General features: G+C 48.2%; 21 protein-coding genes and 2 tRNA genes. 8 read left to right on the forward strand and 15 right to left on the reverse strand.

What is annotated here, in order from left to right:
- Positions 1-957 carry a cytochrome o ubiquinol oxidase subunit II gene (gene cyoA, locus EOJ37_RS09070; protein WP_127959607.1) on the reverse strand — a complete coding sequence of 319 codons (957 nt, stop codon included), beginning with the start codon at positions 955-957 and terminating at the stop codon, positions 1-3.
- A gap of 189 nt (positions 958-1,146) precedes the next feature.
- Positions 1,147-2,625 (reverse strand): muropeptide MFS transporter AmpG, encoded by a 1,479-nt coding sequence (ampG, locus tag EOJ37_RS09075; protein WP_127959608.1) that lies wholly within the window; start codon positions 2,623-2,625, stop codon positions 1,147-1,149.
- 385 nt (positions 2,626-3,010) lie between these two features.
- On the opposite strand from ampG, the gene bolA reads away from it, so the two are divergent.
- The 8 genes from bolA to EOJ37_RS09120 all read left to right on the forward strand — a co-directional run bounded on the left by bolA (position 3,011) and on the right by EOJ37_RS09120 (position 13,165).
- Entirely contained in the window at positions 3,011-3,325 is a 315-nt protein-coding gene (gene bolA / locus EOJ37_RS09080; protein WP_127959609.1) for a transcriptional regulator BolA, read from the forward strand.
- A 226-nt stretch (positions 3,326-3,551) separates the two neighbouring features.
- Complete coding sequence (tig, locus tag EOJ37_RS09090; RefSeq protein ID WP_127959610.1) at positions 3,552-4,856, forward strand: trigger factor; 1,305 nt, start codon at positions 3,552-3,554, stop codon at positions 4,854-4,856.
- 306 nt (positions 4,857-5,162) lie between these two features.
- Positions 5,163-5,786: an ATP-dependent Clp endopeptidase proteolytic subunit ClpP gene (clpP, locus tag EOJ37_RS09095; RefSeq protein WP_127959611.1), complete on the forward strand. Its 624-nt coding sequence runs from the start codon at positions 5,163-5,165 to the stop codon at positions 5,784-5,786.
- A 250-nt stretch (positions 5,787-6,036) separates the two neighbouring features.
- Complete coding sequence (clpX, locus tag EOJ37_RS09100; protein WP_127959612.1) at positions 6,037-7,308, forward strand: ATP-dependent protease ATP-binding subunit ClpX; 1,272 nt, start codon at positions 6,037-6,039, stop codon at positions 7,306-7,308.
- A gap of 195 nt (positions 7,309-7,503) precedes the next feature.
- Positions 7,504-9,867 carry an endopeptidase La gene (gene lon, locus EOJ37_RS09105; RefSeq protein WP_170174635.1) on the forward strand — a complete coding sequence of 788 codons (2,364 nt, stop codon included), beginning with the start codon at positions 7,504-7,506 and terminating at the stop codon, positions 9,865-9,867.
- A 204-nt stretch (positions 9,868-10,071) separates the two neighbouring features.
- Positions 10,072-10,344, forward strand: coding sequence for a nucleoid-associated protein HU-beta (gene hupB / locus EOJ37_RS09110; RefSeq protein ID WP_127959614.1), 273 nt, complete (start codon positions 10,072-10,074; stop codon positions 10,342-10,344).
- A 169-nt stretch (positions 10,345-10,513) separates the two neighbouring features.
- Positions 10,514-12,397 (forward strand): peptidylprolyl isomerase, encoded by a 1,884-nt coding sequence (gene ppiD, locus EOJ37_RS09115; RefSeq protein WP_127959615.1) that lies wholly within the window; start codon positions 10,514-10,516, stop codon positions 12,395-12,397.
- A 384-nt stretch (positions 12,398-12,781) separates the two neighbouring features.
- On the forward strand, positions 12,782-13,165 hold the full coding sequence (locus EOJ37_RS09120) for a ComEA family DNA-binding protein (protein WP_170174637.1): 384 nt from the start codon (positions 12,782-12,784) through the stop codon (positions 13,163-13,165).
- 162 nt (positions 13,166-13,327) lie between these two features.
- Here the strand turns inward: EOJ37_RS09120 and EOJ37_RS09125 are convergent.
- The 13 genes from EOJ37_RS09125 to cydA form a co-directional block, all read right to left on the reverse strand.
- Positions 13,328-13,403, reverse strand: a tRNA-Lys gene (locus EOJ37_RS09125).
- 47 nt (positions 13,404-13,450) lie between these two features.
- Positions 13,451-13,526, reverse strand: a tRNA-Lys gene (locus EOJ37_RS09130).
- A 327-nt stretch (positions 13,527-13,853) separates the two neighbouring features.
- On the reverse strand, positions 13,854-14,582 hold the full coding sequence (gene ybgF, locus EOJ37_RS09135; protein WP_127959616.1) for a tol-pal system protein YbgF: 729 nt from the start codon (positions 14,580-14,582) through the stop codon (positions 13,854-13,856).
- A 9-nt stretch (positions 14,583-14,591) separates the two neighbouring features.
- Complete coding sequence (pal, locus tag EOJ37_RS09140; protein ID WP_420820628.1) at positions 14,592-15,122, reverse strand: peptidoglycan-associated lipoprotein Pal; 531 nt, start codon at positions 15,120-15,122, stop codon at positions 14,592-14,594.
- Between the two features lie 137 nt (positions 15,123-15,259).
- On the reverse strand, positions 15,260-16,552 hold the full coding sequence (gene tolB / locus EOJ37_RS09145; RefSeq protein WP_127959617.1) for a Tol-Pal system beta propeller repeat protein TolB: 1,293 nt from the start codon (positions 16,550-16,552) through the stop codon (positions 15,260-15,262).
- 130 nt (positions 16,553-16,682) lie between these two features.
- Complete coding sequence (tolA, locus tag EOJ37_RS09150; RefSeq protein ID WP_127959618.1) at positions 16,683-17,810, reverse strand: cell envelope integrity protein TolA; 1,128 nt, start codon at positions 17,808-17,810, stop codon at positions 16,683-16,685.
- A 54-nt stretch (positions 17,811-17,864) separates the two neighbouring features.
- Positions 17,865-18,293, reverse strand: coding sequence for a colicin uptake protein TolR (tolR, locus tag EOJ37_RS09155; protein ID WP_127959619.1), 429 nt, complete (start codon positions 18,291-18,293; stop codon positions 17,865-17,867).
- A gap of 8 nt (positions 18,294-18,301) precedes the next feature.
- Positions 18,302-18,991 (reverse strand): Tol-Pal system protein TolQ, encoded by a 690-nt coding sequence (gene tolQ / locus EOJ37_RS09160; RefSeq protein WP_206194040.1) that lies wholly within the window; start codon positions 18,989-18,991, stop codon positions 18,302-18,304.
- Complete coding sequence (gene ybgC, locus EOJ37_RS09165; RefSeq protein WP_127959621.1) at positions 18,988-19,392, reverse strand: tol-pal system-associated acyl-CoA thioesterase; 405 nt, start codon at positions 19,390-19,392, stop codon at positions 18,988-18,990. Before ybgC ends, tolQ begins: the two co-directional genes overlap by 4 nt.
- Before the next feature lie 129 nt (positions 19,393-19,521).
- Positions 19,522-19,800, reverse strand: a complete 279-nt coding sequence (ybgE, locus tag EOJ37_RS09170) for a cyd operon protein YbgE (RefSeq protein ID WP_127959622.1) — start codon at positions 19,798-19,800, stop codon at positions 19,522-19,524.
- Positions 19,801-19,814: 14 nt separating this feature from the next.
- Entirely contained in the window at positions 19,815-19,928 is a 114-nt protein-coding gene (gene cydX, locus EOJ37_RS09175; RefSeq protein ID WP_127959623.1) for a cytochrome bd-I oxidase subunit CydX, read from the reverse strand.
- Positions 19,929-19,945: 17 nt separating this feature from the next.
- Entirely contained in the window at positions 19,946-21,085 is a 1,140-nt protein-coding gene (gene cydB, locus EOJ37_RS09180; protein ID WP_127959624.1) for a cytochrome d ubiquinol oxidase subunit II, read from the reverse strand.
- Between the two features lie 15 nt (positions 21,086-21,100).
- Positions 21,101-22,669 carry a cytochrome ubiquinol oxidase subunit I gene (cydA, locus tag EOJ37_RS09185; protein WP_127959625.1) on the reverse strand — a complete coding sequence of 523 codons (1,569 nt, stop codon included), beginning with the start codon at positions 22,667-22,669 and terminating at the stop codon, positions 21,101-21,103.
- Positions 22,670-23,397 lie beyond the last annotated feature (728 nt).

Consider the following 23,397-nt stretch of genomic DNA (forward strand, 5'->3'; position numbering starts at 1 on the left):
TTATTCCTCGGCTCCGGCGTGATGAGAATGTTCGCCCATGTGCATACTATGGTGCTGTTGCGTACTCTGTGCTGTGCCGGATGGCGCAGCTGCTGGGCCATGTGAATGCCCCATGAACTTGGCGATGGTTTGCTGGAACAAGTCTGGCTTGACGCTAGAGAAGTACTTTACAGGGTTATTCTTGCTCGGCTGTGCCAGTTGATTAAATTCACTGACGCTATCGAGCGTGTTTGGTGATGATTTCACTTTAGCCACCCACAGTGCAAAATCCTGCTCTGTTGGGGTGACAATCGCGTTGAACTTCATGCCTGAGAAGCCTTCACCACTATAGCTGCTGGAAATACCGGCATACTCGCCAGCGGTGTTACCAATCAGATGTAGTTTGGTTTGCATCCCTGCCATTGCATAAATCTGTCCACCCAGTTGAGGAATGAAAAAGGAGTTCATTACTGAATTGGAGGTGACTTTAAACTCAATGGGCACATCTTTCGGGAAAGCAAGTTGATTTACGGTAGCAATCCCTTGTTCAGGATAGATAAACAACCACTTCCAATCCAATGAAATCACTTCGATGGTCATCGGCGGCTTATCAGCAACGATCGGTTTGAAGGGATCAAGTTCGTGGGTTGTTTTCCAGGTTATTGTGCCAAGGATCGCAATAATAATCAGTGGAACACTCCACACAACCAACTCGATTTTGTTTGAGTGTGACCAATCAGGTCGGTATTTGGCCTGTCGATTGGCTGCACGATACTTCCAGGCAAAGGCTAACGCCATGAAAATAACCGGCACTACCACAATCAGCATTAGCCCCAACGCTGTCAGAATCAGTTTGCGCTGTTCGACCCCGATTGCACCCTGTGGGTTCATCAATACTGTATCACAGCCAGCTAGCACCGAAGTAAGCACTAACAATGATAAAGCCCCACACGCTTTTGTGTATTTCCTCAATCTCATCTAACGACCCCAATTATTAAGGTACTATTTGTCGTTTCATATGGACGTGGGATTCTACGCAGGGGTTGATATATTGTAAATGGACTTAAAAACCATGGGTGCTTTATTGGCACTTTTTGTTAAAAAAACACACTGGGATCCGCTCGGAAATGTGCGCAAGATCCCAGGTGGCACCAGTGTAGAAGCTTGTCAAGCTAATCGAGTGCGGCGCAGTGCAAAATAATCAAGAATGCTACCTGCAATCACACCAGCTACCGCCAATAATCCGCCTAATTGTAACAGCGTTGTCGCCAGGTTTTGTGCATGTGTGATTTCCAGCGCATTACTAATCAGCAACAGAACCCAAAGCAACAATAGCGCACAACCTGCTGCCAATAAGCGCAAAGCCCAGGGATAAAGGTTGGCGAATTCGGTACGTGGCATAAAACCATCGGTACGCTGGGTGTATTCCAACGTTTGACGACAAATCAGCAGTAACAGCAAGCCGGGTAGTGCAGCCACAATTGAGAACAGATAGAACAGTGACCACCCATGCTCCTGCACAAACCAGCCAGCAATTGGGCCGATATAGACTCGCCCGACAGCAGAGAGAGCAGACAGTAATGCGAATTGAGTGGCAGAGAATGACTTATTGCACAAGGTCATCAGTAGCGCAACAAATGCTGCCGTTCCCATACCGCCGCATAAATTTTCCAGAAAGATAACACTGCCCATGGAGAGAAGGTTTTTACTGGTGACGACCAGTATCCAATAGCCAATATTTGACACTGCTTGCAGAATGCCAAATAGCATCAGCGCACGGAACAGGCTCAGGCGTTGCATAAATACTCCGCCTAACAGCGCCCCTAAAATGGTAGCAAACAGACCGAGCGTTTTGTTAACCAGCCCCACATCGCCAGCATCAAAACCTATCCCACGGATGAGAAAGGTAGTGCTTAAGCTGCCAGCAAAGGCATCGCCGACCTTATACGCCACTATCAGTAGCAAGATAAGCCACGCATTATTGCGGCCAAAAAAGTCACGCAACGGCGTGACGACAGCTTGCTCCAGGCTACGTGGAGCAGCAATTTCACCTGTTGGCTCTGGTGCCATCAGCGTAGCAAACACACCAATCAACATCAGGCAGGCCATTAACCAGTAAGTGTTTTGCCAGCCTAAGTAGCGATCAGCCAACCAGAGTGCGAGACCACCGGAGACCAACATTGCTAAACGATAGCCAAGCACCGAAACCGCAGCACCGACCCCTCGTTGCTCTGCGCTTAATAGATCGGTTTTATAGGCATCGAATACGATATCCTGAGACGCTGAACAGAATGCAACCACTACGGCTAGCGCTGCCAGATACCACAGATGTTGTGATGGATTCATAAAACCCATCGCGGCAATCGCTACGATCAGTGATAATTGGCTGATTAATAGCCAGCCACGTCGTCGTCCGAGAAATGACGGAGTGTAGCGATCCATAAATGGCGACCAGAGAAACTTGAAAACGTAGGCCTGGCCAACGAGTGAAAAAAAACCAATGGTTTTCAGATCGACATTTTCAACCGTCATCCATGCCTGTAGGGTACCGGAGGTGAGCGCTAGAGGCAGCCCAGAAGCAAAACCGAGCACCAACAACATAAAAGCATTACGTTGAGTAAAAATATCGAGATACTGTTTTAACATAGGGTTTTTGTTTACCTCTGTTGCGTGCTGAGCGATCTATTTGCGGCAGATTATCACCACTTTGCCGTTTTTAGCAGTGAAATGGTGCGGTCTGAGGATGTTCAGATTCAATCCATTCGTTAACCGTTGTTGCCTTGAACGGATTCAGTATGCTTAATTTTGGTGGTATACCGGCGATTAATTGTTAAGGTGTTTTATTCAATTGAGATTGAGAGTTGCATAAATTTTTTTATTCTGTAGCCTCGCATAGGCTAACGCGATAATAGTGGCTCTGTATATCATCAACTATCATCCCTGCGTTGTTGATTGATAGTCTGATGAAAGAATATCTGTTTGTTACCCCGTTTCAGGGGTAATAGCGGCGAAAAATTGCAAGGATCTTCTCATGATTGGTGCACAAATCGAAGAAAAATTGCGGGTTGCATTCGCACCTGAATATCTCGAAGTGGTTAATGAAAGTCATCAGCACCGCGTGCCTGCCGGCTCAGAGACCCATTTCAAAGTGGTGCTTGTCAGTGAACGTTTTCAGCAACAACGTCTTGTTGCTCGCCACCGTGCGGTATATGCGGCACTGGCGGAGGAGTTAGCGGGGGGAGTGCATGCGTTGGCACTGCACACTTATCTGCCGGATGAGTGGAGCGCTTTGCAAGACAAGACATTATCCTCGCCACCTTGCCGTGGTGCAGATAAAAAACGGTGAGAAAGTTCCCGGGTTAACGTCGGTCTGTTTATTAGATACATCAGTAAAATAGCAAGTGCTGCCTTGACATCCTCGACGAGCTACGCTTGCATCGTTATAATGCGTCGTCTTATTTTCCAGAATAGTTTCGGGATGCTCTCAAGATCAGAGAACGTGGTTCTTATGTTGTCGTTTTGATTCTTGGAACAAAGTTGACCGAGCATGGTGATTTTTTTGAGGTAACAAAATGCAAGTTTCAGTCGAAACCACTCAAGGCCTTGGGCGCCGTCTCTCTACAACTATACCTGCGGCAGTGATTGAGCAGGCGATAAAAAAGGAACTGATCGATGCAGCCAAGACTGTGCGTATTGATGGTTTCCGTAAGGGGAAAGTGCCGTTACACATTGTTCAGAAGCGTTATGGTGCTTCCATCCGTCAAGACGTATTGGGTGAGTTGATGCAGAGTCACTTCATTCAGGCGCTGATCAAGGAAGAGATTAATCCGGCAGGTAGACCCACTTATCTGCCTGGTGAGTATCAGGAGGGCAACGATTTTACTTTTGCAGTTGAGTTTGAGGTTTATCCTGAAATCACTCTGCAAGGGCTAGAAGCTATTGAAGTAGAAAAACCACAGGTCAGCATTGAAGAGTCAGACATTGACACTGTGCTGGATGCGCTGCGCAAACAGCAGGCTACTTGGCAGGAAATTGACCGTGAAGCGACAACAGACAGCCGCGTTACAATCGATTTCACCGGCTCTATTGATGGTGAAGCGTTTGAAGGCAACCAAGCAAGTGATTTTGTACTGGAGATGGGGCTGGGCCGCATGATCCCTGGTTTTGAGACCGGCATTGTTGGTCACAAAGCGGGAGAAAGCTTTACGATTGATGTCACTTTCCCAACCGAGTATCACGCTGAAAACCTGAAAGGTAAGCAGGCACAGTTTGCTATTGTGCTGAAAAAAGTTGAGCAGCGTGAGCTACCTGAGTTAACTGAAGAGTTCATCAAACGCTTTGGTGTTGCCGAGGGAACTCTCAGCGCATTACGTGCTGAAGTGCATAAGAACATGGCGCGTGAACTGAAAGGTGCGGTGCGCAATCGCGTCAAGAGCCAAACCCTCGATGGATTATTGAAAGCGAATCCGGTAGACGTTCCTTCAGCCGTGGTGATGGATGAGATTGACGTGCTGCGTCGTCAGGCGGCAGAGCGTGCAGGGATCGATCCGCAGCAGGCAGCCAATCTACCGGCAGAACTGTTCAAAGCTGAAGCAGAGCGTCGAGTTGCTGTCGGTATCTTGTTGAATGCGGTGATTAAACAGAACGAACTGCAAGTCGACAACGAACGTGTGAAAACGATGATCGAAGAGTTGGCTTCTGCTTATGAAGATCCGAAAGAAGTGATCGATTTCTACATGGAGAATAAGCAACTGTTAGATAATATTCGTAATGCGGTGATGGAAGAGCAAGCGGTTGAGTCACTGCTAGTAACCGGCAAAGTAACGGAAAAAGTGATGTCCTTCAGCGAGTTGATGAATCCAGGTCAACCAGCATAAACGCCGTGTGAGAGAGCAAAATCCACAGTTGTAACTGTAAGTAAGTTACTTCAAATGGCCCGTAGCCTTCGGTTACGGGCTTTTATTTTGTCCTTGGACTGATTAATCTCTTTAGTGCGTGGCAAAATCGGCTATGCTGCAACAGCGTCAAACTGAGTGGTACAGTCGCTGCTGGCGCTATCAACCGCAGCACAAATGTGCCCGATTGCCCTAGCGGCAATGGCTCGTTTGAGCATAGTCATCTTAGGCATTCTAAAGTAGAATCAACAGACAATGCTGCCAGACAATTTCGATTAGGAGAAAGTAATGTCATACCGTGGCGAACGAGATCAGGTTGCACCTAACATGGCACTGGTGCCGATGGTTGTGGAGCAGACTTCACGTGGGGAGCGCTCTTACGACATTTATTCCCGGTTACTGAAAGAACGCATTATCTTTCTGACTGGCCAAGTTGAAGATTACATGGCCAATCTGATTGTAGCGCAGATGCTGTTTTTGGAAGCTGAAAGCCCAGAGAAGGATATTTTCCTCTACATCAACTCGCCTGGTGGGGTGATCACAGCGGGGATGTCAATCTACGACACCATGCAATTCATTAAGCCAGATGTCAGCACTATCTGCATGGGGCAGGCTTGCTCGATGGGAGCCTTCTTGCTGACGGCCGGTGCCAAAGGCAAACGTTTCTGTCTGCCTAACTCACGCGTAATGATCCATCAGCCTTTGGGGGGTTACCAAGGGCAGGCAACAGACATTGAAATTCATGCCCGTGAAATCTTGAAAGTCAAAGCACGGATGAATGAGCTGATGGCACAACACACTGGTCAGACACTCAAGCAGATTGAACGCGATACCGAGCGCGATCGTTTTATGAATGCACAGGCTGCTGTGGACTACGGTCTGGTCGATGGTATTCTGACCCACCGCAGCTAACAGCGGATGGCAGACTGATCTGTTTCCAGATGCGCACTGACAGTGGTTTATCGCATCCATTTGAGTGGATATTCATGGAAGCAGTGCTTTGAACAGCATCTTGAAAGCCAATAGGCATAGGCTAAACAGGCATAGGCTATAGTATTGATCGTCGCCATGGTTCACTACCGATTGCATTCTCAGTTGCCGTGTTTGGCCGTACTTGTACCATGGATTCGGCGGGGCAAAAACAAAATAAGAGGTTTAACCCATGACAGATAAGCGCAAGAGCGGTTCAGCTAAACTGATGTACTGCTCTTTTTGTGGCAAAAGCCAGCATGAAGTGCGTAAGCTGATTGCCGGTCCGTCGGTGTATATCTGCGATGAATGTGTTGATCTGTGTAACGACATCATTCGTCAGGAAGTGAAAGACATTGCGCCACACCGCGAGCGTAACTCACTGCCAACGCCGCATGAAATACGTCATCACTTGGATGGTTACGTGATTGGCCAGGAGCAAGCCAAAAAAGTATTGGCGGTTGCGGTCTACAACCACTACAAGCGCTTGCGCAATGGTGACAACAGTGACGGGATCGAACTTGGCAAAAGCAATATCCTGCTGATCGGGCCAACCGGCAGCGGTAAAACCTTATTGGCCGAAACACTGGCGCGGCTGCTTGATGTTCCTTTCACCATGGCAGATGCCACTACGCTGACCGAAGCGGGTTATGTCGGTGAAGATGTTGAGAATATTATCCAGAAATTATTGCAAAAATGTGACTACGATGTAGAAAAGGCACAACGTGGTATCGTTTATATTGATGAGATCGACAAGATTTCACGTAAGTCAGACAACCCTTCTATCACGCGAGATGTCTCTGGTGAAGGGGTACAGCAGGCATTACTGAAACTGATCGAAGGCACTATTGCCGCCGTGCCACCGCAGGGTGGCAGAAAGCATCCACAGCAGGAGTTTTTACAGGTTGATACCTCTAAAATTCTGTTTATCTGTGGTGGTGCTTTTGCCGGTCTGGACAAAGTGATTGGTCAACGGGTGAATAGCGGTTCAGGTATTGGTTTTGCTGCCAAGGTAAAAGGTGAAGCGGAAAAGGCGACTGAGAGTGAACTGCTGCTTCAGGTAGAACCGGAAGATCTGATCAAGTTTGGTTTGATACCTGAATTTATCGGTCGTTTACCTGTAGTTGCTACGCTGAGTGAACTGAGTGAAGAAGCGCTGATCCAGATCCTGAGAGAGCCTAAAAATGCGCTAACCAAACAGTATCAGGCGCTATTTAAACTCGAAGGTGTTGAGCTTGAGTTTCGTGATGAAGCCCTGACGGCAATAGCCAAGAAGGCGATGGGACGTAAAACAGGTGCTCGAGGTCTGCGCTCGATCGTTGAGAGTGCATTGTTAGATACCATGTATAATTTACCTTCACTAACAGATGTTGAAAAAGTGGTGATTGATGAAGCAGTTATCGCCGGGCAGTCTGAGCCGTTGCTGATTTATAGCCAGCCGGAAGCTCATGCTTCTGGTGAATGATTAGCCAGTCAGCCAGCCGCTCATGGTGAGATGGGGGAGAAGCTCCCCCATGATTGCTTTTCTCTAGCGGATTGCCGTTGAATCCAAGAGAATCATCCCCATATATTCGTGAAACTGATTTTGTGAAACGCGCCACGGTTACGTCTCATGAAATTCCTCCTGGACCTGGCGGAAATTAACTTAAGAGAGAGCTCTATGAACCCTGAGCGTTCTGAACGCATTGAAATCCCTGTGCTGGCACTGCGTGACGTAGTGGTCTATCCGCATATGGTGATACCACTGTTTGTTGGCCGGGAAAAATCGATTCGCTGTCTTGAAACAGCGATGGATTACGATAAAAAGATCATGTTGGTCGCCCAGAAAGAGGCGTCGACAGATGAGCCTGGTGTTAACGACTTGTTCTCGGTCGGCACCGTAGCCACCATCCTGCAGATGCTGAAATTACCTGACGGCACAGTCAAAGTGCTGGTCGAAGGTCTACAGCGTGCGCGCATCACCACACTGTCAGACAACGGTGAGCATTTTTCAGCCAAAGCGGAATATATTGTTTCTCCTGCAATCGAAGAGCGAGAGCAGGAAGTGCTGGTACGCACAGTCATCAATCAGTTTGAAGGTTACATCAAACTGAACAAAAAAATTCCGCCAGAAGTGCTGACCTCGCTGAATAGCATCGATGACGCTGCGCGTCTGGCTGACACCATTGCTGCTCATATGCCATTGAAACTGGCTGATAAACAGTCAGTACTTGAAATGTCCGATGTGGCTGAACGGCTCGAATATCTAATGGGCATGATGGAATCAGAAATTGACCTGTTGCAGGTAGAGAAGCGTATCCGCAACCGGGTCAAGAAACAGATGGAGAAGAGCCAGCGCGAGTATTACCTCAACGAGCAGATGAAAGCGATCCAGAAAGAGCTCGGTGAGATGGATAACACGCCGGATGAGCAAGAGGCTTTCAAACGCAAAATTGAAGCCGCAAAAATGCCAAAAGAGGCACGCGAGAAAACCGAAGCCGAGTTACAAAAGCTGAAGATGATGTCGCCAATGTCTGCTGAAGCCACGGTAGTACGTAGCTACATTGACTGGATGCTACAGGTGCCGTGGCACACAGCCAGTAAAGTGAAGAAAGATCTCGCCAAAGCACAAGAAGTGCTCGACAGTGATCATTACGGCCTGGAACGTGTTAAAGAGCGCATCCTTGAGTACCTCGCAGTACAAAGTCGTGTGAAGAAAATTAAAGGTCCAATCCTCTGCTTAGTCGGGCCGCCAGGGGTTGGTAAAACCTCACTTGGGCAATCTATTGCGCGCGCGACAGGGCGTGAGTATGTGCGCATGGCGCTGGGTGGTGTGCGTGATGAAGCGGAGATCCGTGGTCATCGTCGCACTTATATCGGTTCAATGCCGGGTAAATTGATCCAGAAAATGGCCAAAGTGAAGGTGAAAAACCCGCTGTTCCTGCTTGATGAGATCGACAAAATGTCATCAGACATGCGTGGTGACCCAGCTTCAGCACTGCTGGAGGTGTTAGATCCGGAGCAGAATGTCGCCTTCAATGATCACTACCTTGAAGTCGATTATGATCTTTCTGATGTGATGTTTGTCGCCACTTCGAACTCGATGAACATCCCAGCGCCACTGCTTGATCGTATGGAAGTGATTCGCCTTTCTGGTTACACCGAAGATGAGAAACTCAATATTGCCAAAAAGCATCTGTTGCCTAAACAGATTGAACGCAATGCATTGAAAAAAGGTGAGTTAACGGTTGATGATAGCGCGATTATTGGCATCATTCGCTATTACACCCGTGAAGCAGGGGTACGTAGCCTAGAGCGGGAGATCTCGAAACTGTGTCGTAAGGCGGTCAAAGCCCTGTTGATGGACAAAAAACTCAAGCAGATTGAGATCAACAGTGACAACCTGAAAGATTATCTTGGTGTGCAGCGCGTTGATTATGGTCGCGCGGACACCGAGAACCGTGTTGGTCAAGTCACTGGGTTGGCATGGACAGAAGTGGGCGGTGATTTGCTGACCATTGAAACTGCCTGTGTGCCCGGTAAGGGCAAATTGACCTACACCGGTTCATTAGGTGAAGTGATGCAGGAGTCGATCCAAGCGGCATTGACAGTGGTACGCTCACGAGCCGAGAAATTGGGTATTAATGCTGATTTTTATGAAAAGCGCGATATTCACGTTCACGTGCCGGAGGGTGCGACACCGAAGGATGGCCCAAGTGCAGGCATTGCTATGTGTACAGCGCTGGTCTCCTGTTTAACCGGTAACCCAGTACGTGCTGATGTTGCGATGACGGGAGAAATTACCCTACGTGGTCAGGTCCTGCCGATTGGTGGGCTAAAAGAGAAACTGCTGGCGGCACATCGTGGTGGAATCAAAACAGTACTGATCCCGTATGATAACAAACGTGATTTGGAAGAGATTGCTGCCAATGTGATTGCTGATCTGGAGATCCATCCAGTACAGAAAATTGATGAAGTTCTGAGCATCGCGCTGCAGGACCCGGCATTTGGCGCTCAGCCTGTCGTTAAAGATAGTGATAAATAGCAAAATATTTTAAAAAAAGTAATGCTGGCAATCCATTTAACCCTTGCCAGCATTTTTTTATACCGCTAAGTTAGAGCCTGCTAGCTAGGCCTGCTTTGGTATTTGATATCTTGCCAAGGTATGGTGGGATTGATATAACAACTTTGTTGTCGCCATCGTGGATTTTTTTCGGTGCGATGCTTGAATTCTATAGGGGATAATTGAGTGAATAAGTCACAACTGATCGACAAAATTGCCGCAGGTGCTAATATTTCTAAGGCCGCAGCAGGGAGGGCTCTGGATGCAATTCTGGACTCCGTTACCGAATCTCTGCAGGAAGGAACAGATGTTGCACTGGTTGGTTTTGGTTCTTTTACGGTACGTGAACGCTCTGAACGCACTGGTCGTAATCCACAAACCGGTAAAGAAATTAAAATTGCAGCTACCAAGGTTCCTGTTTTTCGTCCAGGAAAAGCGCTGAAAGACGCAGTAAACTGATTACCACGCCAAGTGACTCGTGTTATGGCAACAACAATCGACTGACGCGGCGATACTGGTAAGGTAAGATAGCAGGCGCATCAAACAGGATGCGCTTTTTTATTTTGTTGCAGGTAACTAACCTGCGCAAGGGTTGTTAATCCACATCACAGCGGAGAGTTGTCACACTATGATGGACAATTTACGCGCGGCAGCTAACCACGTCGTGCTAAAAATAATCCTGGGTCTAATCGTACTGTCATTTGTATTGACTGGCGTCGGTAATTACCTCATTGGTGGTTCCAGTGATTACGCAGCAAAAGTTAATGGTCAAGTGATTGGAAGAGCCCAGTTAGAACAGGCGTTCCAGAGTGAGCGCAATACCCTACAGCAGCAACTGGGTGACCAGTTTTCGATGCTAGCCAGTAATGAAGGCTACATGCAGCAACTGCGTTATCAGGTATTGTCACAGTTGATCGACAAAGTATTACTTGATCAGTATGCCAAACAGCTCAGCCTGAATATCAGTGATGAACAGGTCAAAGCGGCTATCCGACAGGAGCCTTACTTTCAAACTGATGGACGGTTTGACAACGCTAAATATCTCGAACTGATTGGCCGTCTTGGGTACAGCGCCGAGAATTATGCCCAATCGATGCGTCAGCAGTTGATCAATCAGCAGATGATTGAAGGTTTCAGCCTCGGCAGCATTGTGCCACCGAATGAAGCACAAGCAGTGATCTCGCTGTTATTACAACAGCGTGATGTACGTCTCGCCACACTAGATCTGAAAGCGATAGAAGCTAAACAGAGTGTTAGCGATGAGGAACTCAGCGCTTATTACGACCAAAATAAGAACAGCTTTTTGGCACCAGAGCAGGTCAAGGTCAGCTACATTCTGCTTGATGCCAATGTGTTGCAGCAGAACATTCAGATTGCAGAAGCAGACATCGCTGCCTATTACGCACAACATCAGAGCAGTTTCGGCCAACCTGAACAGAAAAAATTCCGCATCATCCAACTTGCCAGTGAAGCGGAAGCACAAGCAGTGCTAAAAATGTTACAGAACGGTGCTGATTTCGCCAAATTAGCTAAAGAAAAATCGACAGATATCATCTCAAAGCGTAATGGCGGCGCATTAGATTGGATGACGTCAAATGAGATGAGTGATGAACTGAAGCTAGCCAACCTGACTGAAAAGGGACAATTGTCTGCAGTGATCTCCTCTTCAGTAGGGTATCTAATCGTTCGTTTGGATGAAATCAAAGCTCCAGTGATCAAACCACTGAGCGAAGTACATGCCGAAATAACCCAGTTACTGAAGAGAGAAAAAGCACTTGATGCTTTCTATGCACTGCAACAGAAGATCAATGAAGCAGTCACCAGCGACAATGAATCTTTAGCCAGTGCTGAAGAGGCAGCGGGTCTGAAGGCGGTGCAGACAGAGTGGTTTACGCGAGATAATGTGCCTGAGGTGCTTAATTACCAACAAGTTGTTCAGGCTATCTTCTCTGATGCACTGATTGGTGATAGCGGCTCACCGGGCAATAATTCGGATATCATTTCGGTTGAAGGTGATCGTGCATTGGTATTGCGTGTGGTCGCGCATCAGCCAGAAGAGATTGAGCCATTCGACAAGGTGAAGTCGCGTGTGCTGGAGACAGTGAAACGCAACAAGGCATTGCAACAGGCTAGACTACAAGCTGAAAAGCTATTGGTTGAGCTGAACCAAGGCAAAGGCGAAGAAGCAATCAAAGCTGCTGGGTTAACATTTGCTGAACGGCAGACTATGTCACGTGAACAAGCAGATCGGCAGTTGTCTGACACTATCTTCTCATTAGCACATCCCGCAGCGGGTAAAGTTAGCTATGGCCTAGCGCAAGATAGCCAAGGAAACATTGTGATCATTGCGCTTGATGCAGTAAAACCTGGCGAACTACCAGCAGACAAGATGAACACCTTTATGCAACAGATGGAGAACAATGCGGCCAACGTTGCTTTGGAGTCATTGTTAGCCAATCTGCGCAAAGATGCCTCGATAAAAATGGGTATCACTGAACAGTCACCGCGCTAATCTACAAACAGTCTCCTGCTCATCTGCATCAGTGGGTAGCTGACGGTTTCTCAGGCAGGCATCCGCCTGCCTACTCTACAGTTGTTACCCGCATCGTCTCAGCGGCGTGATTGTTTCACCGTCGCGACAACTCTCCAATACTGCATCTATTGCCGGCAACACTCGCTGCCATCCGTTTAGCGCTGATATCGCTATCAGAACGCTTTTCACCGAACTTAAGCGTTGCAGTGCGGTAAGGGCGATCTCGCTCGCATCGATTTGTTAATTTGATGCAATAACTCAGCGTTGTCTTCGTGATCCTTTCCAGCTTTTAACTCTGCCGTTTGATGAATTGCTATTTCTACGGCAAGTTAAGCTGGCAATTAACCACAAGGAGAACAGAGAATGGCACGTTTCCAACAGAGCACCCTAAGCCGTATTGCTATTGCAATACGGATGTTACTGTCAGCCGCACTGATCGCTATCATCGGCTCGTCCGCCTTAGCGGCAGAGAGAGTTCAGCCCAAACAGCCGCCAGCGACAACAGCGGCAAACAGTAAAAGCAGTGGCGATAAGCCAATAGCAGAAGAACAGAACCGCGTGAGTATTAACCAGGCGAGTGCAGAGAAGCTGGCCAGTACACTCAGCGGTATCGGTTTGAAAAAAGCAGAAGCGATTGTGCGCTATCGTGAGCAGAATGGGCCATTTACGCAAATTGAGCAATTGCAGGAGGTGCCAGGTATCGGTGCAGCCTTGATTGAGAGAAATCGCCATCGCTTAAAGATTTGACCCACTTACTGCGGCTGTTTACTAGCAACAATACGACAGCCGCATATTGGCCATTACTGTGATCAACCGCAGCATAGCGAAGTGATAACAAGACGCTGACGTCAGCTAACAGCAGGAACAATTAGCACAGATTTGGCAATGGATAGCAGCGGAAAGTGATAGTGGTGGGTCGTGCAGGATTCGAACCTGCGACCAATTGATTAAAAGTCAACTGCTCTACCGACTGAGCTAACGACCCATCGTAAGGATGGTACTGCTTACTTACTGTGGATAAATCTTAAGAATTGGTGGGTCGTGCAGGATTCGAACCTGCGACCAATTGATTAAAAGTCAACTGCTCTACCGACTGAGCTAACGACCCAACACACGTTGCCAACTACTGATCACCTGCTCTTCGGCAATCGTGCTATAGCACCATAAGTTGAAAAACTGGCTGATTAAAAAAATCACCACTCAGGCAAATTGCCGGTCAAAAAATCAATTAGCTGTTAAAAAACAACGGCATTGATGACAGGCAGACAGCTGCAAGCGTTCAACAAGATGTCTTGGCAACGGCGGCATATATTACTAATTTATCCGGGCAGTGCAACCTAAATTTTCATCTATGACACTCGATTGCTTGTTATCTGCCCAGAAGATGAGCTAAATCATCCGCAACACAATCAATCTGTGGTCTGGATGAGGTTATCTACAAGCTGGATACGCGTTTCTTGGCCAACTTGGCTGCCTCGCTGTTTGGATATAACTTACTCACTTGTTGATAAACTGCTTTGGCCTTTTCCAGTTGCCCCTTCTCCTGCATGATCACACCCACTTTGTACATTGCATCCGGTGCTTTGGCTGAATTGGGGTAATTCTTGACCACTACTGCATAGTAATAGCTGGCTTCGTCTCGCTGTCCTTTATTGTTGTAGAACAACTGACCTAACCAGTAGTTGGCATTCGGCTGATAGCTTGACTGAGGATAACGTTTGATAAAGCTCTGAAACGCGCTGATTGCCTCATCATACTGTTTTTTCTCCAACGCCAGCGTCACTGCAATGCTGTAGTCACTGTGCTCATTGGCGGGTTCAGCAGCAGCTTGTGCGGGAGTTGCAGCTGTTACAGATTCTGGTTTTTGCTCTACTTGGGTCAGTGATTCAACTTGCTGATAAAGCTGTTTTTGTTGTTCAGTTAACTGCTGTAGCTTATGCTGGGTTTCCTGAAGCTGACCACGCAGCATATCGATATCACGCTGATTATCAGAGAGTTGTCGCTGGATCTGATTCAATAACTGCCCACGTGCATAACTGATGCGCTCAAGCGAGGTAAGGCGATCAGCAACAGAGTTTGTACTGTTGCTTGCCGCCTGTAGCAAGGATGGTGTGGCTGTTAGCAGCAGAGTCGCCAGCAAAGGTAAGATTAAACGCATTTTCATCGGTTAACCTCAATACACCAGAACGGCTCGACGGTTTTTAGACCATGCCGTCTCATCGTGGCCAAGCACCGCCGGCTTCTCTTTGCCAAATGAGACGATAGTGATCTGTTCAGCTAACACCCCTTTGCCTTGCAGATACATTTGCACCGCATTAGCCCGTAGCTCCCCCAGAGCAATATTGTATTCTGGTGTGCCCCGTTCATCAGCGTGCCCTTCTATTTTGACTTTATAAGTTGGATTGCTACGCAGAAAAGTAGCATGAGCATCAAGTAACTGGGCAAACTCAGGACTAATGTCGTATTTATCAAAAGCAAAGTAAACGGTGTTATTTCTTTGCAATTCTTCGCGTTGCAAACGTGCCTGCTCTGCGATTGACAATTGTGGGGTTGGATAGCCGCTAGCGCCTGAGCCAGTAGCACCGTTACTGGCGCTGCTGTCGACTGACGAACTACCGGTTCTGGCTGTATTTGAACTACAAGCTACCGCTAGAAACAGCGGCAGTGTCAACACGATGCTTTTGCTGACAACATTTTTCATCACCAGAGATTTGAACACGTTATTCAGTTGCATGTTTGATCCTTGTGTGGAATTTATTGGTGACATCACCAAGCCAGTGTTGGTGGATTAATGCAGCCCCAGTGACATGGAAGCTGCAACGCGAGTTCTTGTCTGCTTGGTTACAGATAGGGTGACCAAGCGGGAAATTTAACCTGCCCATCGGTTGCTGGTAATCGAGCTTTGAAGCGCCCATCGCTGGAAACCAGTTGTAGCACTGAGCCTAAGCCTTGTGTCGAGCTATAGATCACCATGGTACCGTTGGGGGCGATACTTGGTGTCTCATCAAGAAAAGTATCGGTAAGTTGTTGCACACTGCCAGATGTCAGATCTTGCTTCACCAAATGCTGCTTGCCCTGGTTGGAACTGACCATCACCAAGAATTTACCATCAGCGCTGATATCGGCATTCTGATTCTGTGCTCCCTCCCAGGTTAAACGTTGCGGTATACCGCCACTGGCACTGATCTTATAAATCTGTGGTCGACCGCCCAGATCAGAGGTATAGATAAGCGACTGGCTATCCGGCGTCCAAACTGGTTCAGTATTATTGTTACGGCCACGAGTGATTTGCGAGATCTGCCTAGATTGCAGATCCATCACATAGAGGTTCAGGCTACCACTCTTCGACAGTGCAAACGCCAAGCGAGTGCCATCAGGTGAAAATGCGGGGGCACCGTTATGACGAGGAAAAGCAGCAACTTGCTGTACATTGCCATTGGCCAAAGTCTTAACCACCAACACCGAACGGCCACTTTCAAAGGTGACATAGGCCAGCTTGCTGCCATCGTGTGACCAGGCTGGAGACATTAATGGTTCAGGGGAACGGTGAACAACAAATTGATTGTATCCATCATAATCGGCGACACGCAGCTCGTAAGGCAACTTGCCGGTATTGGTATGCACGACATAAGCAATACGGGTACGAAATGCGCCTTTAATCGCGGTCAATTTCTCAAACACTTCATCGCTGGCGGTATGGGCAGCATAACGTAGCCACTGTTTCGTCACTTTATACTGATTTTGTGCCAGAATTGTTCCCGGTGCAGCAGCAGTATCGACCAACTGATAGGAGACCAGATAACCGTTATCGGCATCAGGCTGGATCTGACCAACCACCACCGCATCAATGCCTAAAGCCGCCCAAGCCGCAGGCGTCAGCTCGGAAACACTACCCGGTTGTTGTGGCATACGCGCGACATCAATCGGATTAAATTTACCGCTATTACGTAAGTCCGCAGCAATAACAGCGCCAATCTCCTCCGGCACTTTGCTGGAACCGAGCCATTTAAATGGCACCACCGCAATCGGGCGTGCAGAGTCGACGCCCTGGGTTATTTCAATACGCACTTGCGCCTGCACAACGAATGCACAGCAAACTAACAGGGTAAGCAAAATTTGAGATAGCCGCTTCATCTCGTCTCCAGAGTGAGAGCATAAGTGCTCATTAATTCATCACAATCAACAGGGTAAACATTATTTTGCCTGGTTGGGTCACCACCGGCTCACCACCTAGCGGGTTAGCGCCATTTTGCCCGCCAGATTATCACGGTTTAAATTCAAGAACGGCATCTTTGAAGTATTGATATACCGCCTGGTTCGGTGGTTTGGGAATATTGGCCAATTTGGCGGAAGAAATGGCCAATTGGCACAACACTGCATCACCGCCAACTGCAGTGATCTGTTTAAAATTACCTTCTGGATCAAGCGCAATATGCAGACTACATGTCTTGCCAACAAACAGAGTGGGATCAAAGAATTTTTCTCTAATCGCTGCCTGGATCTGGCTGGCATAACCAGAAACATCAACACCACTCGCACCGACAGTCTTAGCACTACCTTGGCCGGCTGGTTTATCACTACCAGGGGTATTGGTGCTGCTGATTTGGGGGGCACGACTGTCATCAGCCAAGTCACCAAACAGGTTCTCGACCGCAGCAGACTGTTTGGCGGCTTCTGCCTCCGCCGCCTTTTTCGCTTGTTCTGCAGCAGCACGCTGCTTTGCTTGTTCTGCTGCTTTTCTTTCTGCCTCGGCAGCGGCGCGTTGCTTAGCGGCTTCAGCCGCTTTTTTCTCGGCTTCTACTGCGGCACGTTGTGCTTCTTCTGCCCGTTTTTTCGCCTCAGCCTGTTTCTTAGCCTCTTCCTCTGCCTTTTTCCGTGCCAGTGCTTGGGCAGCCGCTAATTTTTCTGCTTCGGCTTTCGCCTTAGCAGCGGCAGCCTCAGCCGCTTGTTGCTGCTGTTTCGCTTTAGCGATTGCCTCTTCAGTTGCCTTTTGCTGCTCAGCGGCGATACGCTGCTGCTCTGCACGCGCTCTGGCTTCTTGTTCTGCTTTCTCTTGTGCCAGCAAACGTTCGCGTTCCAACTGCTTTAGGCGCTGCTGCTCGGCGGCCTGTTTTTGCTGTAGCTCCTCAGCCTGCTGTTGTGCCCTCTTTTCACGCAACTGTTCGGCACGCTGTAGATCACTGGCTTGCTGTTGTTGACGGTGATACTGTTCAGCCAAAGCAGCAGGATCAACCATAATGGCATCAATTGCCACGCCGTCACCACCCGCACTCACTTCGGCTCTCTGATATAAAGAACCCCAAATGATTAGCGCGAGTACCAGAACATGCAAAATTACTGACACCACTACTGCACGTTTTAGTTTATGGTTTTGTCCTGTTGTTTTTACCAAAGTAGCATCTCAAAAACGGGTCATTAAAGGGATCACACTGACTGCTGTTTGCAGTTAGATTGGCTGCGTCATTAAACCAACTGAGGTGACGCCAGCTTGATGCAATATATTTAGTGCCTTAATAATTTCATCGTAGGGGACATCTTTGGCACCCCCAATAAGAAACACGGTCTTTGGCTCTAATGCCAGGCGCGACTTGGCTTCGACGGCGATCTGTGCTGGCACTAACGACTCCATCCGCGAGTTATCAATCACCAAGGTATATTGACCAACACCGGCAACTTCCAAGATCACTGGCGGTCTCTCGCTACCGGAGACGGTTTTGGCATCTGCGGCATCGGGGAGATCAACCTGCACACTCTGGCTAATAATCGGCGCTGTAGCCATAAATATCAGCAGTAAGACCAATAGCACATCCAGCAGCGGAACGATGTTGATTTCCGATTTTAGCTCGCGCCGAGAGCGTCGATTTCTGCTTACCATATCTGCTCCTACTGCGGCTGATTCTCTTTAGAGAATGCTTGGCGGTGCAAAATAGCCGTAAACTCCTCAATGAAGTTGTCATAATTTTGCTCAAGCTTACTCACGCGCAAATTGAGGCGGTTATAGGCCATCACCGCAGGGATGGCAGCAAACAAGCCGATCGCAGTAGCAATCAGTGCTTCGGCAATCCCGGGTGCCACCATTTGTAATGTGGCTTGTTTGACAGCACCAAGCGCAATAAAGGCATGCATAATGCCCCAGACAGTGCCAAACAGCCCGATATAAGGACTGACAGAACCGATGGTGCCAAGAAAGGGAATATGATTTTCCAGTGCCTCTATTTCACGGTTCATCGCAATACGCATCGCTCGCGAGGCACCTTCAATCACCGATTCAGCCGCATGATTGTTAGTACGGTGCAAACGGATGAACTCTTTGAAACCGGCATGGAAGATCTGCTCTGAGCCTGTGAGCGTCTCGCGCCGTGGCTGACTCTCTTGGTAAAGGCGAGAAAGCTCAACACCCGACCAGAATTTATCTTCAAATGTTTCTGCATTACGGCTGGCGGCATTGAGAATGCGCGTGCGCTGGATAATGATTGCCCAAGAAGCAATAGAGAAGCCGATCAAAATCAGCATCACAATCTGCACTAACAGACTGGCTTTCAGGAACAAATCCAGGATATTCATATCTGTCACTGCTTGAACTCCGCGACAATAGACTTAGGAAGCGCTATTGGCTTCATTTGGTGTGGATCGACACAGGCAATCAAAACTTCAGCCTGACTTAACAGAGTGCCGCTGCTATTGACGATAGACTGTTTAAAGGTCAACGAAGCACGCTGTACTGAAATAACTTTAGTCTGTATTTCCAACAGATCATCCAGGCGAGCAGGGCGAAGATAGTCGACAGTCATACGGCGGACAGCAAAAGCGACGCCTTCAGCAAGTAGCGGCTGCTGATGAAAGCCACGCTGACGCAACATTTCACTGCGTGCGCGTTCGTAGAAAGCAACATAACGGGCGTGATAAACCACCCCACCGGCATCGGTATCTTCGTAATAGACACGCACCGGCCATCGAAATAGCGTATGGCTCACAATACTTCCAAAACAATATGACTTGGCTCGATACTATACTCAAGAGAGATCGCCTTGGGAATGAAAAAAGTGCGCACAGTTTACTTTGCGCACTCCGGTTGCGTGAAAGCAGAAATTGAGGTTATCGGCTCAGCGCAACAGATAGATAACACCGGCAATCAAGATCACAATCGCTGGCAATGGCGCAAAAAACAGCCGCCAAAACAGACTGCGTGGCTGGAAACCGACACCGTGGACGAACCCGGCACACACCGCCCACATCAGTAAAAAGCCTTGCCAGATCTCCAGCGAACTGGTGCGGGCAGCGAAGCGGGTTGGATCCCAAAAAATGGCCCCTGCTACGACCAGTGCCAGCAGCAGTGAAAGGGCCCTGACGGACCCTCTAATCAGACAGTGCAACTTAGTCATCAGTAAACGACCGCTTACTCAACATCTTGCTGCTTGTTTGACTCTTCACTGTGTTCGATCGCCAGTGCAGTAATAATCGCCAATGCACAGGCAAGCAGCGTTCCGAGGATCCAGGCAAAATACCACATGGTTTAGCTCCCTAAACTTAATACAGTGAGTGTTTATTCTGTTCGATAAAGCGCTTATCCAAGCGACCAGACATTTTGTAGTACGACCAGCAGGTGTACGACAGCACAATCGGCACAAAGATAATCGCGACCACCGTCATCACCTGCAGCGTGAACATGCTGGAAGTGGCATCCCACATGGTTAGGCTGACATTAGGGTGTGTGCTTGAAGGCATCACAAACGGGAACATAGTCACCCCAGCAGTCAAAATCACACAGGCGATGGTCAGTGACGAGCACAAGAACGCCATTGCACCGCTTGCCAAGCGCGAGAACAGAGCAGTCAACAGTGGCAGCAACACACCTAACGCAGGCAGCGCCCACAGGATAGGATACTTATGGTAGTTCAGCAGCCAGGCACCTGCTTGGTGTGCAACTTCTTTACGCAGAGGATTAGACTCGGCGGCGGTATCGAGCACTGACGTGACGACAAAACCGTCAATCCCTTTCACCAGCCAGACACCGGCTAACAGGAAACAGAGTGACATCACCAGCGCAGAGATCTGTGCTGCTGCGCGTGAACGCAGCAGAATTTCGCCGGTAGTGCGCATCTGTAGATAAGTTGCCCCTTGTGTGACCAGCATCGTCAGGCTAACAATCCCAGCCAACAGACCAAACGGATTAAGCAATTGGAAGAAGTTACCGGTATAGAACAGACGCAGGTATTGGTTAACTTCAAACGGAACCCCTTGCAGCAAGTTACCGAATGCAACCCCGAATACCACTGCTGGAACAAAGCTGCCGACAAAAATGCCCCAATCCCACAGGTTACGCCAGCGGCTATTTTCCAGTTTAGAACGGTAATCGAAACCGACCGGGCGGAAGAACAACGCGGCCAACACCAAGATCATTGCGATATAAAAACCGGAGAATGCTGCAGCATAGACCATTGGCCAGGCAGCAAACAGCGCACCGCCAGCGGTCAACAGCCAGACTTGGTTACCATCCCAGTGTGGCGCGATCGAGTTGATCATAATACGGCGCTCGGTATCAGTTTTACCGATAACACGCATCAGGATACCGACGCCCATATCAAAACCATCCGTGATGGCAAAACCGATCAGCAGAACGCCAACCAAGAGCCACCAGATAAATCGCAATACTTCATAATCAAACATAGCGTGGACTCCTGTTTAGTGCGATTCCTGCACTGCGGCAGCCGGTTGTTCAAAGTGATAGCGGCCAGTTTTCAGGCTACTGGGTCCCAGACGGGCAAATTTGAACATCAGATAGAGTTCAGCGATCAGGAACAGAGTATACAAGCCACAAATCAGTGCCATAGAGAACAGCAAATCACCAGCGGTGAGTGAAGACGTGGCAATTGCGGTTGGCAACACCTCACCGATCGCCCAAGGTTGACGGCCATATTCCGCCACAAACCAGCCCGCTTCCACCGCGATCCAAGGTAGAGGAATACTGAACAGCGCCGCGCGCAACAGCCATTTTTTCTGACCAATACGCCCACGCAGTACACTGCTGAAAGAGAGCGCAAACACAACCAGCATAATCAAGCCACACAGCACCATAATACGGAAGGCAAAATAGAGCGGAGCAACGCGTGGGATCGAATCACGCGTAGCTTGCTGGATCTGCTCTTCGGTGGCATCAACAACGTTGTCGGTATAGCGTTTAAGCAGTAAGCCATAGCCCAAATCCTGTTTTACGTCGCTAAATGCATTACGTAACGCCGGATCGGTACTACCGGAGCGTAACTGCTCCAGCAACTGATAGGCTTTCATCCCATTACGGATACGCACCTGATGTTCTGCCATCAAATCCCGCAAACCAATCACGGGTTGATCGAAAGAGCGGGTAGCAATTAACCCCAATGCCCACGGAACCTGGATCGAGAACCGGTTCTCCATCTTTTCCTGATCCGGAATAGCAAACAGGGTAAAGGCGGCGGGTGGAGGCTGAGTCTCCCATTCTGCTTCGATTGCTGCCAGCTTAGTGCGCTGCACATCGCCGACCTCATAGCCCGACTCGTCACCCAACACGATAACGGCCAAGATCGCCGCCATACCAAAACTGGCAGCAATGGCAAATGAGCGCTTAGCAAACGCCAAATCACGACCTTTCAGCAGGTAGTAGGCACTGATCCCCAAAATAAACATCGCACCGGTGGTGTAACCGGAAGCAACGGTGTGAACAAATTTCACTTGAGCGACTGGGTTTAGCACCAGTTGAGAGAAGCTGAGCATCTCCATACGCATGGTTTCAAAGTTGAAATCAGACGCGACCGGATTCTGCATCCAGCCGTTGGCCACCAGGATCCACAGTGCTGACAAGTTTGAGCCTAAGGCAACAAACCAAGTGACGGCCAGATGTTGTACTTTGCTGAGACGATCCCAACCAAAGAAGAACAGCCCAACCAAGGTAGATTCCAGAAAGAATGCCATCAACCCTTCGATCGCCAGAGGCGCACCGAAGATGTCACCGACATAGTGTGAGAAGTAAGACCAGTTGGTTCCGAACTGGAACTCCATCGTTAACCCAGTGGTCACGCCGAGAGCGAAGTTGATCGCAAACAACTTACCCCAGAACTTGGTCATATCTTTGTAGATCTGTTTGCCTGACAGGACATACACCGTCTCCATGATTGCCAGCAAGAACGCCATACCGAGCGTTAATGGGACAAACAGGAAGTGATACATTGCTGTTAAAGCAAACTGTAAACGTGACAGTTCGACAATATCAAACATCTTGACTCCTTGCTCCTCGCAGGAAGACTCAACCTCAAGGTGCCAGCATCGAATGACAGTTTTTTCAGTGATAGTGTTGATTTCACAAAACCAGCAAATATTGTTTAAATTGTGTTAAAACATATGATAGTTATATGAATACGAATACTATTCGCCCAAACTGCATTAATGCGTTGACCCTGAATCCAACTTGCAATTATCGGTATTATTCGATCAAGAATAGCCGCTAATGCCTCGCAGTAAATACCCTGAGCACAACAAAAGTTATCTAATCTTGCTGCCTACAACCACTCGCTCAATGTTAAGTAGCGATTGAGGATGGAAAAACGAGTTGCTTAAAAAACAGCTAACCAATGTACAAGATCAAACAGACTCGGTTACCCGTCGGTATGATACTCGTCAAAGCCACTACAATAAATAGGTTTTTACATGATGATGGCTAGAGTTTCGTTTGTAAGTCAAAAATAAGCCAAAATAGGTAATTGGAAAAAATTTGATCTAAAGCAATGTGATCATAACATGATATTATTAATCGATTAATTAACTTGTCACACTCATTTGGGGTTCAAGTTGTTAATTGAAGATTAAATAGGATTTATTTTGTTGCTTTTGTTGTTAATTGATCTTAATTTTTTATTAACTTATTATTTATATGTTATTGATATGTATTAATTTGGTGTTTGTTAATACTAATAACAGTCTAGCAACCGGTTAACGGCGGCCGTTTA

The organism is Serratia microhaemolytica, from assembly GCF_004011885.1.
GTDB lineage: Bacteria > Pseudomonadota > Gammaproteobacteria > Enterobacterales > Enterobacteriaceae > Serratia_G > Serratia_G microhaemolytica.

What these genes read in the sequence shown, in the direction of transcription:
- cyoA (WP_127959607.1), bottom strand. Translation starts at nt 957, where the DNA reads ATGAGATTGAGGAAATACACAAAAGCGTGTGGGGCTTTATCATTGTTA.
- ampG (WP_127959608.1), bottom strand. Translation starts at nt 2,625, where the DNA reads ATGTTAAAACAGTATCTCGATATTTTTACTCAACGTAATGCTTTTATG.
- bolA (WP_127959609.1), top strand. Translation starts at nt 3,011, where the DNA reads ATGATTGGTGCACAAATCGAAGAAAAATTGCGGGTTGCATTCGCACCT.
- tig (WP_127959610.1), top strand. Translation starts at nt 3,552, where the DNA reads ATGCAAGTTTCAGTCGAAACCACTCAAGGCCTTGGGCGCCGTCTCTCT.
- clpP (WP_127959611.1), top strand. Translation starts at nt 5,163, where the DNA reads ATGTCATACCGTGGCGAACGAGATCAGGTTGCACCTAACATGGCACTG.
- clpX (WP_127959612.1), top strand. Translation starts at nt 6,037, where the DNA reads ATGACAGATAAGCGCAAGAGCGGTTCAGCTAAACTGATGTACTGCTCT.
- lon (WP_170174635.1), top strand. Translation starts at nt 7,504, where the DNA reads ATGAACCCTGAGCGTTCTGAACGCATTGAAATCCCTGTGCTGGCACTG.
- ppiD (WP_127959615.1), top strand. Translation starts at nt 10,514, where the DNA reads ATGATGGACAATTTACGCGCGGCAGCTAACCACGTCGTGCTAAAAATA.
- EOJ37_RS09120 (WP_170174637.1), top strand. Translation starts at nt 12,782, where the DNA reads ATGGCACGTTTCCAACAGAGCACCCTAAGCCGTATTGCTATTGCAATA.
- ybgF (WP_127959616.1), bottom strand. Translation starts at nt 14,582, where the DNA reads ATGAAAATGCGTTTAATCTTACCTTTGCTGGCGACTCTGCTGCTAACA.
- tolB (WP_127959617.1), bottom strand. Translation starts at nt 16,552, where the DNA reads ATGAAGCGGCTATCTCAAATTTTGCTTACCCTGTTAGTTTGCTGTGCA.
- tolR (WP_127959619.1), bottom strand. Translation starts at nt 18,293, where the DNA reads ATGGTAAGCAGAAATCGACGCTCTCGGCGCGAGCTAAAATCGGAAATC.
- ybgE (WP_127959622.1), bottom strand. Translation starts at nt 19,800, where the DNA reads ATGACTAAGTTGCACTGTCTGATTAGAGGGTCCGTCAGGGCCCTTTCA.
- cydX (WP_127959623.1), bottom strand. Translation starts at nt 19,928, where the DNA reads ATGTGGTATTTTGCCTGGATCCTCGGAACGCTGCTTGCCTGTGCATTG.
- cydB (WP_127959624.1), bottom strand. Translation starts at nt 21,085, where the DNA reads ATGTTTGATTATGAAGTATTGCGATTTATCTGGTGGCTCTTGGTTGGC.
- cydA (WP_127959625.1), bottom strand. Translation starts at nt 22,669, where the DNA reads ATGTTTGATATTGTCGAACTGTCACGTTTACAGTTTGCTTTAACAGCA.